This window comes from Bradyrhizobium sp. LTSP857 (genome assembly GCF_000938285.1).
Lineage (GTDB): Bacteria > Pseudomonadota > Alphaproteobacteria > Rhizobiales > Xanthobacteraceae > Bradyrhizobium.
The window spans coordinates 264463-278001 of record NZ_JYMS01000027.1 but is presented as its reverse complement, the minus strand read 5'-3'; the positions used below and the strand labels follow the sequence as shown (position 1 = coordinate 278001).

Below are 13539 nucleotides of genomic sequence, written 5' to 3'. Positions count from 1 at the left end.
GGGCGGGTTTATCCAACCACGGAGAACCCAGATGCCGATCCTCAAGTCACTCTCGTTCACCGCGCTGCCCAAGGCGGGTAACGATCCGGTCCAGATGCGCCGGACCAAGTTCATCACCAAGCTGGAGGAGCAGAAGCTACTCCTCCACGACCCCAATCACGTCCGGACCGTCCAGCGCTGGACTAAGGTCAACGGCGAGCGTCAGGCCACGACCAAGCAGCAGGCCGTCCGGCCGTGGTGGAAGACCGACGCGAGCGGACAAGTGGTCATGTCTATCAAGTTCGGCTCGAAGCCGGTCGAGTTCGAGAAGGGCAAGGCCGGCATCGTCGTCGGCTCGAAGGACAAGCTGCCGGCCGTGATCGATGCCCTTATCGGGGCTGTCAGGGCTGGCGAGCTGGACGACCACTTCAGCCAAGCAGCCAAGACCGGCGGGATTGGTAAGTCCCGTAAGGCCGCTTGATCTCTTCAGACGGGCTGGGCGGCTACACTGCTTCCAGCCCGTCTTCCCGATCTCTCGCCGGAAGACTGCGCAGCTTATCGCGGGTCGGTCCTTCTCAAGGCGCGATCGTTAAACCGGGCGGGGAAGATTTCCCACCGGACACGAACCGCTCCAGTGCGTATTGGCCTCCACGCGCAGTCAGAGACGCTCGTCCGACGCTCGGACCCCGACCGAGGAGCGGCAATTCTCGGACGTTAGGGTGCTCGATCGCTCACCTGACGCGACGTCGCTAGTCATGTCTGCCATACCCCGCAGCCGCAATGGTCGTCAGAGTTGGCGAGCGTCAGTCGCCGGACGTGCCGTTACTCGTCCAATTCGCCTACGGGCTAAATGTGGGGCATTCTTCGTACGAGGCCCTCTCGTCCAGCGCTTTCGCGCATAATCCCCCAGACGAGAAGGGACGAAGCCAGGAAGCCTCCTGATGCCGGTGGGTAACGGGGCTGGTCATGCCCTTCCGGTCATTCCGGGAAGACAGGCGGGGGCTCGAAGGGGCTCAGCCGCCCTTCCGTCGAGCACCTGTCCTTGCCGGCTTCCGAAAGAACTCGGCCGGGTCAACGTCCAAGATCTTAGCCAGCTTCTCGACGATCTCCAGGCCAACGTAGGTCACGGCCCGCTCGACCCGGCTGAGGTAGGCCCGGTCCACCCCAGCATCGTTCGCCAGCCGCTCCTGCGAGAGCTTCCGGTCATGCCGGATGCGCCGGAGGTTTGTCGCAAAAACTTGGCGTAGGTCCATGTACGGACCAGACCAACCCGTGGTTTATTGGCCCACGGCTTTAAAGCCGCAAATTGGATTGAGCTTGGGAGGGTTGGTTGAAGAAGAGCTTGGCTGGGAAAGTTTTTCAAGCTGCAAGAAGCTTGCTTGTAGTTGTCTTTACGTCGCAGTCACATCCGTCTGTTGGCCAGTCCAACGATGCGCTTAGACAGCCGACGACGGCGGAAACGGCGACTCCCGAACAGGAGCTGGGCAGCCTCATCAAGCGCAATTGGGTCATGACCAAGCTTGCAGGAGACTGCCTCCCGGGGCAGCTCTATGCAGATCGCGTCAAGTGCCTGTCGCGCTACGGCGCCAGCATCGAGGTTACCTACCCTGATGAATGCCGAATCACGGTAGTCGAGCGTCGATCGCTTCCGTCCGACGTCCCGCGCAAGTGGGACGGGAGTATCGACGGCTCGTTACCCGTCGCGCGCGAGGCGACCGTTGACCTTCGGTCTCTCAACGAGACGCGGATAAGCCTCAAGCCCACGGTGAACCTCGGCTTCGACTTAACAAAGTCTAACATGCCGACGCTCAGGGCCGCCATGTCAGACCGACCGAACGCTTGGGTCACGTTGCCACCGCCGCCCCTCGAAGCGGACCTCGTCTCCGCATATCCAGACGCTGTCGCTAGACGTCAGGCGCTTTTTGCGCAGGAAAGGCGCTGGTACGACGGCATCCAGCCTTACGCTGGAGGCGAATTGTTACAGAGCATCGATCTGTCTTCGTCTGGTCTTCAAGTACGCATGTCCGCGCTCGGTATACTGTTTCCGCCTCAACAGGGGTTCAACTACCCCGCGATCGAGCAGCGGGTCATAGGCACGCTCAAGGCCTTGCTCGCGAAGTGTCACCGATAGAGGGCATTTCCATGAGAGACATTTTGATTTTTCTGGCGATCGGAGCCGGCATCGTGCTCTGGGATCATCAAGCGGGCGGCATCCTGCCCGATGGCGCTTACTGCCTACTCGGGGCCGGAGTGACAAGTCGTAGCGCGGCCAGAGAGACCGCCTGGCATGTCGACCCGTCAACCGGGCGTCAGACTCCCTTTGAGTGGTCAGCGCCTAGCGAGGTTTGTCTGCACACGACTCTTTGGAGTGCCTATCGGGGTCGGCTACAAACCCCGGCTGGTATTCAGGTCAAGGAATAAGGGCTGGATCACACTTCGGCAGAAAAAGATTGAATACCCCATAGACCATCCGCGGTGATCTGCTGTCGAAATTTCAGAGGATCATCTCGGTCTGGGAAAACAATGCGCACTTTCCCGTCTCGTAGGCCGACTGAAAAGTATCTATGGTCACGGAAGCCGGACGGAGCTGACATCGCACTCACTATGTCTTCGTGAGCAGGTCCCGCCAGCTCCTGGAACTTGCGAACTCTTTCCTCGACGAGCGGCGCTTCTCCGATCGACGCGACCAAAAGACTTTCGGTGAGTGCCTTTAGGTGAGATGCCACCTGAGCCCTCAGCTTGTAAAGATGCGCGTCCTCGCCATTGCGGACGCGATCGACCAAATGCTTTAGCTCGTCGCGCGTGCGATGCTGTTGCTCTCGTCGAGCAGTGAGACGCTGCGCCTCCTTCTCGGCGGCTTCCAGACGCCTCTTTAACTCCGTTTTTCGCGCCTCTTGCTCCTTAAGCTTCGTCGTCACGAAGTCCACTGGACCGCCTTGCGTCAAGACCTCGTATGTTCTCTCCATCAACTTCTCCGTCTCCGCGAGCGCTCCCTTCAAGCCGGAAATTTCGTCAGCTACTTTGTTGACAGCCGTGCCGTTCGATTCGGTGAGGACTCGCTCTAAATCAACCTCCTCGACGAACGCGAGGTACGATGCTTCAAAGTCCTGATACCGCCATCTCTTCCCGGGGCACCCCAATCTTCGCCAAGCTCTGTCGCAGATAAAGTAAGTCGTTCCCTTACGGCCCGATCCCTTGTTCTCAAGCTTCATTCGACTCTTGCAATAGGCGCACCGCGCCAATCCGGAGAAAAGGTTGGTGAAGTTCTTTCCCTTGCGCCCAGAGCCGCTGACTTTTCGCTCGGATTTGGCGACCTGCGCGCGGTAGAACAATTCTTCCCCGATGATCGCCGGAAAAAATGCCCTGTTGGGATCGCCGTCAGGAATTCGCTTGCCGTCTTCGCGACAATGCGGTTGCGATTCGCCCAAGACTGCGCGGTTCGCCAGGATCTTCGCTACGTAAGAGGCGTACCAGCCGTTGCGGCTACCAAAGGTCGGCACATTCGCTTGGTTCAAGCGGTTCGCGATGCTGAGGATCCCCAGCCCACCAGCCGAGTCCTCGAAGATTCCACGGACTACTGCTGCCCTTTCAGGAATTTCGATATAGCGGCTCCCGTCTTCCGACAACTTCAGCCAGCCCGGGCACCATGCCGTCATCGGTACCCCGGCCGCCGCACGGGAGCGTTTATTCTTCCACGCCGCTCCGATCCGCTGGCTCTTGAGCTGCGATTCTTCATGGGCGCGCGCCATGACGACAAGCGAATAGATCAGGTCGCCCAGGTCATTGGTACCGGCGCGATACATCCGATTGTCAGCTAGCGTTACGACGTTGATGCCTGCCTGGATGATGCTCAGGAACAGAGCCTGCGCCTTGTTGAGCTCCTGTCTCGTCAGTCGGTCGAGCGATTCAACGAGCAGATAGGAGCCAGGCTTAACAAGCCCTGACTCGATTGCCTTGAGAAAGCGGCCGAGGCTTCCATCACGAACATTCGCCCCCTTGAATGCAGAGACTCCAATGTCCTCCAGCTCCGCTCCCTCGGCCAGCTCCAGGCCATTCTCGCTGGCGAAACGACGCGAAGCCTCAAGCTGGCGGCGCTTGCTGTCCCCCTTCAGCTGGAGGTCGGTGGACATCCGAAGGTAGGAATAAGCGTGGGGTTTCAAGGATTTGCGGCCTCAGAATTTTAGAGGACCGTGCTTATCACAAATGGGGGTTTATTGTAAACACTATTGCCATCGTCGGCCTTCCCGACAAGGCGGTGTCGGAAGCGCGCGAGCGCGTCCGCTCGGCGCTGATTGCCTCAGGGCTGGCGCTGCCGGCGCGGCGGATCATCGTCAATCTCGCGCCGGCCGATCTGCCCAAGGAAGGCAGCCATTACGACCTGCCGATCGCGCTCGGGCTGATGGCGGCGATCGGGGCGATCCCGCCAGATGCGCTGACGGGTTTTACCGTGCTCGGCGAGCTCGGCCTCGACGGCTCGATTGCGCCGGTTGCCGGCGTTCTCCCCGCCGCCATCGGCGCCAATGTCCGCGAGGAGGGATTGATCTGTCCGGCCGCCTGCGGCTCGGAGGCGGCGTGGGCGAGCCCGGACATCCAGATCGTCGCCGCGCACTCGCTGATCCAGATCGCCAACCACTTCAAGGGCACGCAGGTGCTCTCGCGGCCGGTGCCGAAGGTACATGAGGCTGCAGCCTCACTGCTCGACCTGCGCGACATCAAGGGCCAGGAGAGCGCCAAGCGGGCGCTGGAGATCGCAGCCGCCGGCGGGCATCACCTCTTGATGATCGGCGCGCCCGGTGCCGGCAAGTCGATGCTGGCGGCGCGCCTGCCCTCCATCCTGCCGCCGCTGTCGCCGGGTGAGCTGCTCGAAGTGTCGATGATCGCCTCCGTTGCCGGTGAGATCAAAGGCGGCGCACTGACCTCGCAGCGGCCGTTCCGCTGCCCACATCATTCCGCCAGCATGGCCGCGCTCACCGGCGGCGGCGCGCGTGCAAAGCCCGGCGAGATATCGCTCGCGCATCAGGGCGTGCTGTTCCTCGACGAGCTGCCGGAGTTCGATCCGCGCGTGCTGGATTCGCTGCGCCAGCCGCTGGAGAACGGCGAGGTCTCGGTCTCCCGCGCCAATCATCGCGTCACCTATCCTGCGCGCTTCATGCTGGTCGCGGCGATGAACCCCTGCCGCTGCGGCAACGCGTTCGAGCCGGGCTATAGCTGCAAGCGCGGCCGCATCGATCGCTGCACCGGCGACTACCAGGCGCGCATCTCTGGTCCTTTGATGGACCGCATTGACCTGCGCATCGAGGTCCCGGCGGTAACCGCAGCGGATCTGATCTTGCCGCCACCGGCGGAAGGCTCCGCCGAAGTCGCGGCGCGCGTGGCGGCGGCGCGCGACATCCAGCTCGCGCGCTATGCGGATGCCGGCCTGCCGCATGTCCGCACCAATGCCGAGGCGCCAGCCTCCGTGCTGGAGGAAATCGCAAAGCCGGATGCGCAAGGCGCCAAGCTGCTGCGCGATGCGGCCGAGACCATGCGGCTGTCGGCGCGCGGCTATCACCGCGTGCTGCGGGTGGCGCGCACGCTCGCCGACCTCGACGGCACTGAGAAGATCGGCCGGCTCCATCTCGCCGAGGCGCTGTCCTATCGCGCACTCGCGGAGGATGTGCGCCAGTTGGCGTAATGTGAACGCGCATCAACCCGGCGGTAACGAGTTTCCTTTACGCTCTGCAAACCATAAGGCCCACAAGTTCCCGTACCGGGCCTGGCGAGTAGAGTGTCATGTTGCGTTTCAAGGTCCTGGCCTCGGTGGTTCCCCTGTTGGCGGCCGCGGTGTTTGCCCGCAGCGAGATCGGATCGGTCTCGCATCCCTGCATCGCCATCGGCGAAACCTCGGTCGAGCTCACGTCCCTGTTCTGGACCGCCGGCATCCAGGTCGCCTTCACCGACGATCCATCACAAGCGACCGTGCGGGTGCAGATCACCGACGGCGCGGACGCTGCGGACTTCGCGGTGGTCGACGATGGCGCAAGCGACGAGCCGGGCGCCTGCCAGGGCAATCCCTCGACACGTCTCGTTGCGATTTCCGGGCAGCCAGGCGGTGACCGGCCGACGATCTATCTCTCCACCGAGGGACCGGCGGACTACCGCATCTATGTGCGCTCGAAGACGTTTTCACAGAAGGAAGCCGCGGCCCTGATCGTCGGCGCCCGCGGTGGTCAGCGTCACCTTCAGGCCGCTTCGCTTTGAACCGTTAACACCTCGTCAACCCTGTTTCGAGGCGGCTTCAACACCTCAAACTGTTCGCAAGGTCGGCAGGCACATCGTCCCGCTCGGCGATTGCGGGATTATAAGGGTCGGTGGCGATGGGTGGGACGTTCCGGATCAAGGTGCGCATGCGCCGCTTCAGGCGCCGCTACCCGAAGATCGCCTTCGCCATCCGCTCGTTCATGATCTTCTCGGCGACGTTCGGCGGTGCCTATGGCTTCGTCTCCGGCAGCCGCGCCGAGAACTCCGGCTATGATCCCAATACCTTTGCGATCGGCGCGAGCTTCCTGTTCGCGCTCGCCTGCCTTGGGTTGGCGACGCTCAGCATGCGGCTGCGCTTCGTCAACAAGCGGCTGCGCACGCTCGCCGCCCACAACGAGGCGCTGATCGATCGCAATTGGGAGCTGAAGGAGGCCGAGGAGCGCGCCCGCAGCCTGTTCGAATCGCAGGGCGATCTCATCGTGCTGCGCGATCATCAGGGCCGCATCACCTTTGCCAACGACGCCTATTGTGCGCTGGCCGGGCAGGCGCGCAGCGCGCTGGTCGGCACGCGCTTTGATTTCGACGTGCTGGAGCAGGGCGACAGCGCCCGCGAAAGCAACGGTACCCGCATCCACGACCAGAAGATCGCAACGCCGCTCGGCGCGCGCTGGATCGCCTGGCGCGAGGGCTTTGTGCGTCACGATGCCGGCCAGCCCGCCGAATTGCAGAGCGTCGGACGCGACGTCACCGACCGCACCGAGACCGAGCGCGCGCTGTCGGACGCACGCGACCAGGCCGACGCCGCCAACCGCGCCAAATCGCGCTTCCTGGCGATGGCCTCGCATGAAATCCGTAACCCCCTGAACGGCATCATCGGCATGGGCGGGCTGTTGCTCGACACCACGCTGACGCCGGAGCAGACCACCTACGCCAAGGCGGTGAAAACGTCGGGCGAAGCCTTGATGGCGCTGATCGAGGAGCTGCTCGATTATTCCAAGATCGAAGCCGGCAAACTCGACCTCGAGCAGCGCCCCTTCGCATTGTCGACCTTGATCGAAGAGATCACCGAGCTGCTGGCGCCGCGCGCGCAGGCCAAGCATCTCGAGATCGCAGCTTACATCGACGAACGCCTGCCGCTCGAGGTCATCGGCGATGCCGGCCGGCTGCGTCAGGTGCTGCTCAACCTCGCCGGCAACGCCATCAAGTTCACCGCGAATGGCGGCGTCGCGCTGATCGTCGAGCCCGGCATCTGGCCCAATGAAATCAGCTTCCTCGTGCGCGACACCGGCATCGGCATCGCGCCCGAGGCGCAGTCGCGCATCTTCCGCGAATTCGAGCAGGCCGACGACCGCGTCGCGCGCACCTATGGCGGCACCGGGCTCGGCCTTGCCATCAGCGAGCGCATCGTCAAGCGCATGGGCGGCCGCATCACGCTGGAGAGCGCGCCGGCCAAAGGCTCGACCTTCGAGGTCGCGGTTCCGCTCGCCCCGTCGCAAACCGGCGCAGGACAGACAGCCTTTCCAAGTCCCGACCTCACCGGCAAGTCGATGCTCCTGGTCGCCGACGGCATCGAGGCCTCGTTGATCGCGCGTCGGCTGGAGCGCTGGGGCGGCCAGACGTGCCTGGTCGCGGACGCGGCCGTGGCCGAAGCACTGCTGCCGGAACGCTCGTGGCATGCGGTGCTGATCGATCGCGCGATCGGGACCACCGTCGCCGATCGCCTGGGCGAAGTCGCCCGCGCCCATGCAACGCAGCGGCTGGTGCTGCTGACGTCAGGCTCACGCCATGACAAGCTTTCGGCCGCCTTCACGGGCTTTCTGGTGAAGCCGCTGCGCGCAGCCTCGCTCGCCGCGCGCTTGGCGCTGACGCCGGAAGTCCCCTCACCCGACCTTGCGCCCGAGCCTGTCGAACCCGCTGCGGTGAGAGCGCCGACGAAGGGCCTTTCGATCCTCGTCGCCGAAGACAACGAGATCAACGCGCTGTTGATGCGCTCGCTGCTGACCAAGCTCGGTCACCGCGTCGTCATCGCCGTCCACGGTGAGGCAGCGCTGGAATCCTGGCTCGCGGCCGGCTCGGCCGGCGCGCCCTTTGATCTCGTCTTGATGGACATCCAGATGCCGCAGCTCGACGGCATCGAGGCGACCAAGCGCATCCGCACCCACGAGGCCGCCACCGGCGGTCACCACACACCGATCCTGGCGCTCACCGCGAACACGCTGGTGGAAGATCGCTACGCCTGTTTCGAGGCGGGCATGAATGGATTTTTGATCAAGCCGCTCGATCGCGAAAAGCTGGATGAGGCGCTGGCGGGGCTTGCGGCGGCGCGGCAGTTGGTGGTGTAGCTGCAAGCGATGCTGCGTAGGGTGGGCAAAGCGTAGCGTGCCCACCACTCACAAACAACGCAACGGATAGAGATGGTGGGCACGGCGCGAAGAGCGCGCCTTTGCCCACCCTACGAAGCCGAAACCTACAACCTTCGCAGCGCCACGCTCTCCACCGTGTGATCCGCGCCCTTCTTCAGGATCAGCGTTGCGCGCGGACGCGTCGGCAGGATGTTGTCCTCGAGATTGGCGAGGTTGGTGCGCTCCCAGATCGCGATGGCGGTGGCGGTGGCTTCCTCGTCGGACAACAGCGCGTAGCGATTGAAGTAGGATTTTGGATTGGTAAACGCGGTGTCGCGCAATGACAGGAACCGCCGGATGTACCATTGCCGCAGCGCCGCTTCGTCGGCGTCGATATAGACCGAGAAGTCGAAGAAGTCGGAGACGACCGGCACCGCCTTGCCGTCGCGCGGCAGCTTGCCGGTCTGCAAGACGTTGACGCCCTCGACGATCAGGATGTCGGGCTGGTCGATCTCGGCCCACTGGTTCGGCACGATGTCGTAGGTCAGATGCGAATAGACGGGCGCGCGGACATGGCGGCGTCCAGCCTTGATGTCGGACAGGAAACTGAGCAGCAGCGGCAGATCGTAGCTCTCGGGAAAGCCCTTTTTCTGCATGATGCCCTGCCGGTCGAGCACGGCGTTGGGATAGAGAAATCCGTCGGTGGTGATCAGCTCGACCTTCGGCCGCGGCGACCAGCGCGCCAGCAATGCCTGGAGCACGCGGGCCGTGGTGGACTTTCCGACCGCGACCGAACCGGCGACGCCGATGACGTAGGGCATCTTGCGATCGCGGATGTTGAGGAACTGGCGCTCCGCGTAGTACAGGCGCTGCATCGCATCGACGTAGATCGACAGCAATCGCGACAGCGGCAGGTAGATGTCCTCGACCTCCTGCAAGTCCAGGCGATCGTGCAGCGAACGCAGCCGGTCGAACTCGCCCGGCTCCAGCGTCATCGGCGTATCGTCACGCAGATGCGCCCACTGCGCGCGCGTATAAACGCGATACGGATTATACTGCTGCTCGGGTGCGCGGATATCCATGACGCCTTCCCACCTTGGCTAGTCGCCCTTGCGCGACGCTTTCTCTTCCAACCCTGACATCGAGGTCCGTTTGTCCAGCGCGGCCTCGACCTCTTCCAGCTTTACGCCGCGGACCTTGAGCAGCACAAGGAAATGGTAGAGCAGATCGGCGCCCTCGGCGATCAGATGTGCGCGATCGTTTTCGACTGCTGCGATTACGGTTTCGACTGCTTCCTCACCGAACTTCTTGGCGCAATGTTCGGCGCCCTTGTCCAGGAGCTTGCGGGTGTAGCTGCCCTCGCCGACGGCCGCCGCGCGGGCGTCGATGGTTGCGGCCAGATCGTGGATCGTGAAACGCGGCATACAGAATACTCAAAACGCCCAGCCGAAAGGCCGGCTTCCACCGGCTCCTTTAGCATTTTTATGAACGGGAGTCGTCAGGCATCCAGGCGCATGGGCAGCCCGCGCCGGGCCATGTGCTCCTTGGCCTCACGGATGGTGAATTCCCCGAAGTGGAAGATCGAGGCGGCCAGGACGGCGGTGGCGTGCCCCTCGCGGATACCGTCGACGAGGTGATCGAGATTGCCGACGCCGCCCGAGGCGATCACGGGAACGGGAATGCTGTCGGCGATCGCTCGGGTCAGCGGGATGTCAAAACCCTGCCTTGTGCCGTCGCGGTCCATCGAGGTGAGCAAGATTTCGCCAGCACCGAGCGAGACCACTTCCTGGGCATATTCGATGGCGTCGATGCCGGTCGAGTTGCGGCCGCCATGGGTAAAAATCTCCCAGCGCTCGCCGCCGCCCGCGCGCTTGACCCGCTTGGCGTCAATCGCAACCACCACGCACTGACCACCGAACTTCTCGGCCGCTTCCTTGACGAACTCGCGCCGCGACACCGCGGCACTGTTAATCGAAACCTTGTCGGCGCCGGCGCGCAGCAGCGTTTTGATATCGTTGACCTCCCGGACACCGCCGCCGACGGTCACCGGCATGAAGCAGGCCTCCGCCGTGCGCCGGACCACGTCCAGCATGATGCCGCGGTTCTCATGGGTCGCGGTAATGTCGAGGAACGTGAGCTCGTCGGCGCCGGCGGCGTCATAGGCGATCGCGGCTTCGACGGGATCGCCGGCATCGCGCAGATCGACGAAATTGACGCCCTTGACGACACGGCCGTCCTTGACGTCGAGGCAGGGGATCACGCGCACCTTGAACATCTGATGTCTCCTAGGCGGCGCGCGTGTTGCGGATCAAAGTGAGCGCCGCCGCGGGATCAAGCCGGCCGTCATAGAGCGCCCGGCCGGCAATCGCGCCGGCGAGCTTTTTTGCCCGCGGCGTCAGCATCGCCTTGACGTCCTCGATCGAAGCGAGGCCGCCGGAGGCGATCACGGGGATCGAGATGGAATCGGCCAAAGCAATGGTCGCATCGAGGTTCAACCCCTTGAGCAGGCCATCGCGCGCGATGTCGGTGAAGATGATGGCGGCAACGCCGGCATCCTCAAAACGCTGCGCGATCTCCAGCACCGTCACCTGCGAGGTCTCGGCCCAGCCTTCGACCGCGACCTTGCCGTCTCGGGCATCGAGCCCGACCGCGACACGGCCGGGGAATTTTTTCGAAGCCACCTTCACCAGCTCCGGATCACGCACCGCGGCAGTGCCGATGATGACGCGGCTGATGCCCTTTCCGAGCCAGGCCTCGACGGTGGCGAGATCGCGAATACCGCCGCCGAGTTGCACCGGAATCTTGATTGTCTTCAGCATGCTCTCGACGGCCTGCGCATTCACCGGCTTGCCGGCGAAGGCCCCGTCGAGGTCGACGACATGGAGATACTCAAAACCCTGTGCAACAAAACTCTGCGCCTGTGCGGCGGGATCGAGATTGAACACGGTCGCGCGTGCCATGTCGCCTTGCTCGAGGCGCACGCATTGGCCGTTCTTGAGGTCGATAGCGGGGAAGAGGATCACGGTTTCCATCGCAAAAAGTTCGAGATCAGGGCCAGCCCAAAGCGCTGGCTCTTCTCGGGGTGGAATTGCGTGCCGATGGCGGTGTCCTTGGCGACGATCGCGGTGACCGGCCCGCCGTAATCGGCGCGCGCGAGCACGTCCGCCTCATTGGCTGCGTTGAGGTGGTAGGAGTGCACGAAATAAGCGTGCTGGCCCTTGGGGCCGAGCGGCAGCCGCTCCAGCACCGGGTGATCGCGCAGCACGTCGAGCGTATTCCAGCCCATATGCGGGATCTTCAGGCTTTCGTCGCGCGGCGTGATCTTCTCGACGTCGCCGCCGATCCAGTTCAGGCCCTGCGTGATGACGTGCTCCTTGCCGCGGGTGGCGAACAGCTGCATGCCGACGCAGATGCCGAACATCGGCCGCGCCTTGACGCGCACCGATTCGGTGATCGCCTCGACCATGCCGTTGACGGCATCGAGCCCGCGCCGGCAATCGGCGAACGCACCGACGCCCGGCAGCACCAGACGATCGGCGCTGTAGGCCTGATCCGGATCGCTGGTGACGAAAACCTTTTGCGGATTCTCCATGCTGCGCGCGGCACGCTCAAACGCCTTGGCGGCGGAATGCAGATTGCCGGAACCGTAATCGATGATGGCGACGCTCATCTTGACCCTCCCGGTTCTGGAAACAATCCGATGATGCCACCGGCCGGAATTGGCGGGCTGGAGAATTGCTGACCCGGCAAATTGCGGGTCGGTGGCGGGCCGCCGCGATCGACAGCCCATTGATCATTGACGATGCCGCGCTGCTTTTGGCTCCAGCGCTCGAAGAAGCGGCGCTCGGCGGTGTCCTCATCATCAGCGACGACGACGTCGAGCTGCCGCCACTTGCCGCGCGACAGCGTCCAGCGGCGCAGGCTCGAGGCCTCAAAGCCCATCAAGAGCGCGACGATGATATTCGCGAAGAAGATCGAGCCGCGGCCAACGCCGAGGCTGGACAGCCCGGCATCGAACGCAGCGACGAAGACGATCCAGCCGATCAGGGCCAGCCAAAGCCTGTTCCAGAGCAGCCAGAACGGGCCGAGCACCATCGCCCAGAAATGGAAGCCGTCGCGCACGAACACGAATCTGTCGGTCGCGCGCAGATCGGCCCCTCCAGGGGTGGGTGCATGAACTGTATAGACAGGCATGGTGATGCCCCGTTCTCGAGAATTGGGTAGATGCCGCTGGCGGCGATTGCCGCAAGACGGAGATGTCAGCCGCCGAGCGAGCCCTTGGTGGAGGGCACCTCGCCCGCCGCCCGTGGATCGATCGTGACCGCCGCCCGCAGCGCCCGCGCCAGACCCTTGAAGCAAGACTCGGCGATATGGTGGCTGTTATCGCCATATAGGGTCTCGACGTGGAGAGTCACGCCGGCGTTCATGGCGAAGGCCTGGAACCACTCGCGCACCAGCTCGGTGTCGAACTCGCCGATCTTGTCGCGGGGGAAATCGACCTTGAACACCAGGACCGGGCGGCCCGAGATGTCGATGACCACGCGCGACAGCGTCTCGTCCATGGGCATGTGGACGTCGGCATAGCGGGTGATGCCCGCCATGGTGCCGAGCGCCTGCTTGACCGCCTGGCCGAGCGCAATGCCGGTGTCTTCGGTGGTATGGTGATGATCAATGTGCAGATCGCCGACCGCCTTGACCGTGAGGTCGATGCGGGAATGGCGGGCGAGGAGATCGAGCATATGGTCGAAAAAGCCGATGCCGGTCGCGATTTTGGACACGCCGGATCCATCGAGGTTCACGGTGACCTCGATGTCGGTCTCCTTGGTCTTGCGCTTGATCGTCGCGGTGCGCATTGAAAGCTGGCTTTCGCTTCTATTTGAAAACGCCGGTCTTTTAACAGCCCAATGACGCGTTCGCTACTGCGGGATCGGCCGACGGGCCTCTACTTCTGCCTATGGTGAGCGAAATTGGGTCCGGA

The 13539-nt window shown here is 63.5% G+C and carries 13 protein-coding genes and 1 pseudogene; 5 read left to right on the top strand and 9 right to left on the bottom strand.

From position 1 onward, the window contains the following. The first annotated feature begins 31 nt into the window (after positions 1-31). Positions 32-460 (top strand): DUF6641 family protein, encoded by a 429-nt coding sequence (locus UP06_RS18780; RefSeq protein ID WP_045004663.1) that lies wholly within the window; start codon positions 32-34, stop codon positions 458-460. 532 nt (positions 461-992) lie between these two features. Here the strand turns inward: UP06_RS18780 and UP06_RS18775 are convergent. Further along, complete coding sequence (locus UP06_RS18775) at positions 993-1232, bottom strand: helix-turn-helix domain-containing protein (protein WP_045004661.1); 240 nt, start codon at positions 1230-1232, stop codon at positions 993-995. A gap of 77 nt (positions 1233-1309) precedes the next feature. Between UP06_RS18775 and UP06_RS18770 the strand changes: the two genes are divergently transcribed. Beyond that, positions 1310-2110 carry a hypothetical protein gene (locus UP06_RS18770; protein WP_045004660.1) on the top strand — a complete coding sequence of 267 codons (801 nt, stop codon included), beginning with the start codon at positions 1310-1312 and terminating at the stop codon, positions 2108-2110. Positions 2111-2408: 298 nt separating this feature from the next. On the opposite strand, the gene UP06_RS18760 is transcribed toward UP06_RS18770, so the two are convergent. Beyond that, on the bottom strand, positions 2409-4109 hold the full coding sequence (locus UP06_RS18760) for a recombinase family protein (protein WP_245305503.1): 1701 nt from the start codon (positions 4107-4109) through the stop codon (positions 2409-2411). A gap of 98 nt (positions 4110-4207) precedes the next feature. Here UP06_RS18760 and UP06_RS18755 point away from each other — a divergent pair. From UP06_RS18755 to UP06_RS18745, 3 genes and pseudogenes are all read left to right on the top strand, one after another. Then, positions 4208-5653 (top strand): annotated as a pseudogene (locus tag UP06_RS18755) (YifB family Mg chelatase-like AAA ATPase); the annotation flags it as partial. 98 nt (positions 5654-5751) lie between these two features. Then, complete coding sequence (locus tag UP06_RS18750; RefSeq protein WP_045004655.1) at positions 5752-6219, top strand: hypothetical protein; 468 nt, start codon at positions 5752-5754, stop codon at positions 6217-6219. Positions 6220-6335: 116 nt separating this feature from the next. Then, complete coding sequence (locus tag UP06_RS18745; RefSeq protein ID WP_045004654.1) at positions 6336-8561, top strand: PAS domain-containing hybrid sensor histidine kinase/response regulator; 2226 nt, start codon at positions 6336-6338, stop codon at positions 8559-8561. Positions 8562-8686: 125 nt separating this feature from the next. On the opposite strand, the gene coaA is transcribed toward UP06_RS18745, so the two are convergent. The 7 genes from coaA to hisB form a co-directional block, all read right to left on the bottom strand. Continuing rightward, positions 8687-9643, bottom strand: a complete 957-nt coding sequence (gene coaA, locus UP06_RS18740; RefSeq protein WP_045004653.1) for a type I pantothenate kinase — start codon at positions 9641-9643, stop codon at positions 8687-8689. An 18-nt stretch (positions 9644-9661) separates the two neighbouring features. Beyond that, positions 9662-9985: a phosphoribosyl-ATP diphosphatase gene (locus tag UP06_RS18735; protein ID WP_045004651.1), complete on the bottom strand. Its 324-nt coding sequence runs from the start codon at positions 9983-9985 to the stop codon at positions 9662-9664. A gap of 74 nt (positions 9986-10059) precedes the next feature. Further along, positions 10060-10836 carry an imidazole glycerol phosphate synthase subunit HisF gene (hisF, locus tag UP06_RS18730; RefSeq protein WP_045004650.1) on the bottom strand — a complete coding sequence of 259 codons (777 nt, stop codon included), beginning with the start codon at positions 10834-10836 and terminating at the stop codon, positions 10060-10062. 10 nt (positions 10837-10846) lie between these two features. Beyond that, entirely contained in the window at positions 10847-11584 is a 738-nt protein-coding gene (gene hisA / locus UP06_RS18725; protein WP_045005016.1) for a 1-(5-phosphoribosyl)-5-[(5-phosphoribosylamino)methylideneamino]imidazole-4-carboxamide isomerase, read from the bottom strand. Beyond that, positions 11581-12231, bottom strand: a complete 651-nt coding sequence (gene hisH, locus UP06_RS18720; protein WP_045004649.1) for an imidazole glycerol phosphate synthase subunit HisH — start codon at positions 12229-12231, stop codon at positions 11581-11583. Before hisH ends, hisA begins: the two co-directional genes overlap by 4 nt. Further along, positions 12228-12755, bottom strand: coding sequence for a DUF2628 domain-containing protein (locus UP06_RS18715; protein WP_045004646.1), 528 nt, complete (start codon positions 12753-12755; stop codon positions 12228-12230). The genes hisH and UP06_RS18715 overlap by 4 nt, the downstream gene beginning before the upstream one ends. A 65-nt stretch (positions 12756-12820) precedes the next feature. Beyond that, positions 12821-13414, bottom strand: a complete 594-nt coding sequence (gene hisB / locus UP06_RS18710) for an imidazoleglycerol-phosphate dehydratase HisB (protein WP_045004645.1) — start codon at positions 13412-13414, stop codon at positions 12821-12823. Between the last annotated feature and the right edge of the window lie 125 nt (positions 13415-13539).

Excerpts from the sequence above, each read along its gene's own strand:
- UP06_RS18715 (WP_045004646.1), bottom strand. The coding sequence starts at position 12,755 with ATGCCTGTCTATACAGTTCATGCACCCACCCCTGGAGGGGCCGATCTG.
- UP06_RS18735 (WP_045004651.1), bottom strand. The coding sequence starts at position 9,985 with ATGCCGCGTTTCACGATCCACGATCTGGCCGCAACCATCGACGCCCGC.
- hisB (WP_045004645.1), bottom strand. The coding sequence starts at position 13,414 with ATGCGCACCGCGACGATCAAGCGCAAGACCAAGGAGACCGACATCGAG.
- hisH (WP_045004649.1), bottom strand. The coding sequence starts at position 12,231 with ATGAGCGTCGCCATCATCGATTACGGTTCCGGCAATCTGCATTCCGCC.
- UP06_RS18745 (WP_045004654.1), top strand. The coding sequence starts at position 6,336 with ATGGGTGGGACGTTCCGGATCAAGGTGCGCATGCGCCGCTTCAGGCGC.
- coaA (WP_045004653.1), bottom strand. The coding sequence starts at position 9,643 with ATGGATATCCGCGCACCCGAGCAGCAGTATAATCCGTATCGCGTTTAT.
- UP06_RS18775 (WP_045004661.1), bottom strand. The coding sequence starts at position 1,232 with ATGGACCTACGCCAAGTTTTTGCGACAAACCTCCGGCGCATCCGGCAT.
- UP06_RS18760 (WP_245305503.1), bottom strand. The coding sequence starts at position 4,109 with ATGTCCACCGACCTCCAGCTGAAGGGGGACAGCAAGCGCCGCCAGCTT.
- UP06_RS18750 (WP_045004655.1), top strand. The coding sequence starts at position 5,752 with ATGTTGCGTTTCAAGGTCCTGGCCTCGGTGGTTCCCCTGTTGGCGGCC.
- UP06_RS18780 (WP_045004663.1), top strand. The coding sequence starts at position 32 with ATGCCGATCCTCAAGTCACTCTCGTTCACCGCGCTGCCCAAGGCGGGT.
- hisF (WP_045004650.1), bottom strand. The coding sequence starts at position 10,836 with ATGTTCAAGGTGCGCGTGATCCCCTGCCTCGACGTCAAGGACGGCCGT.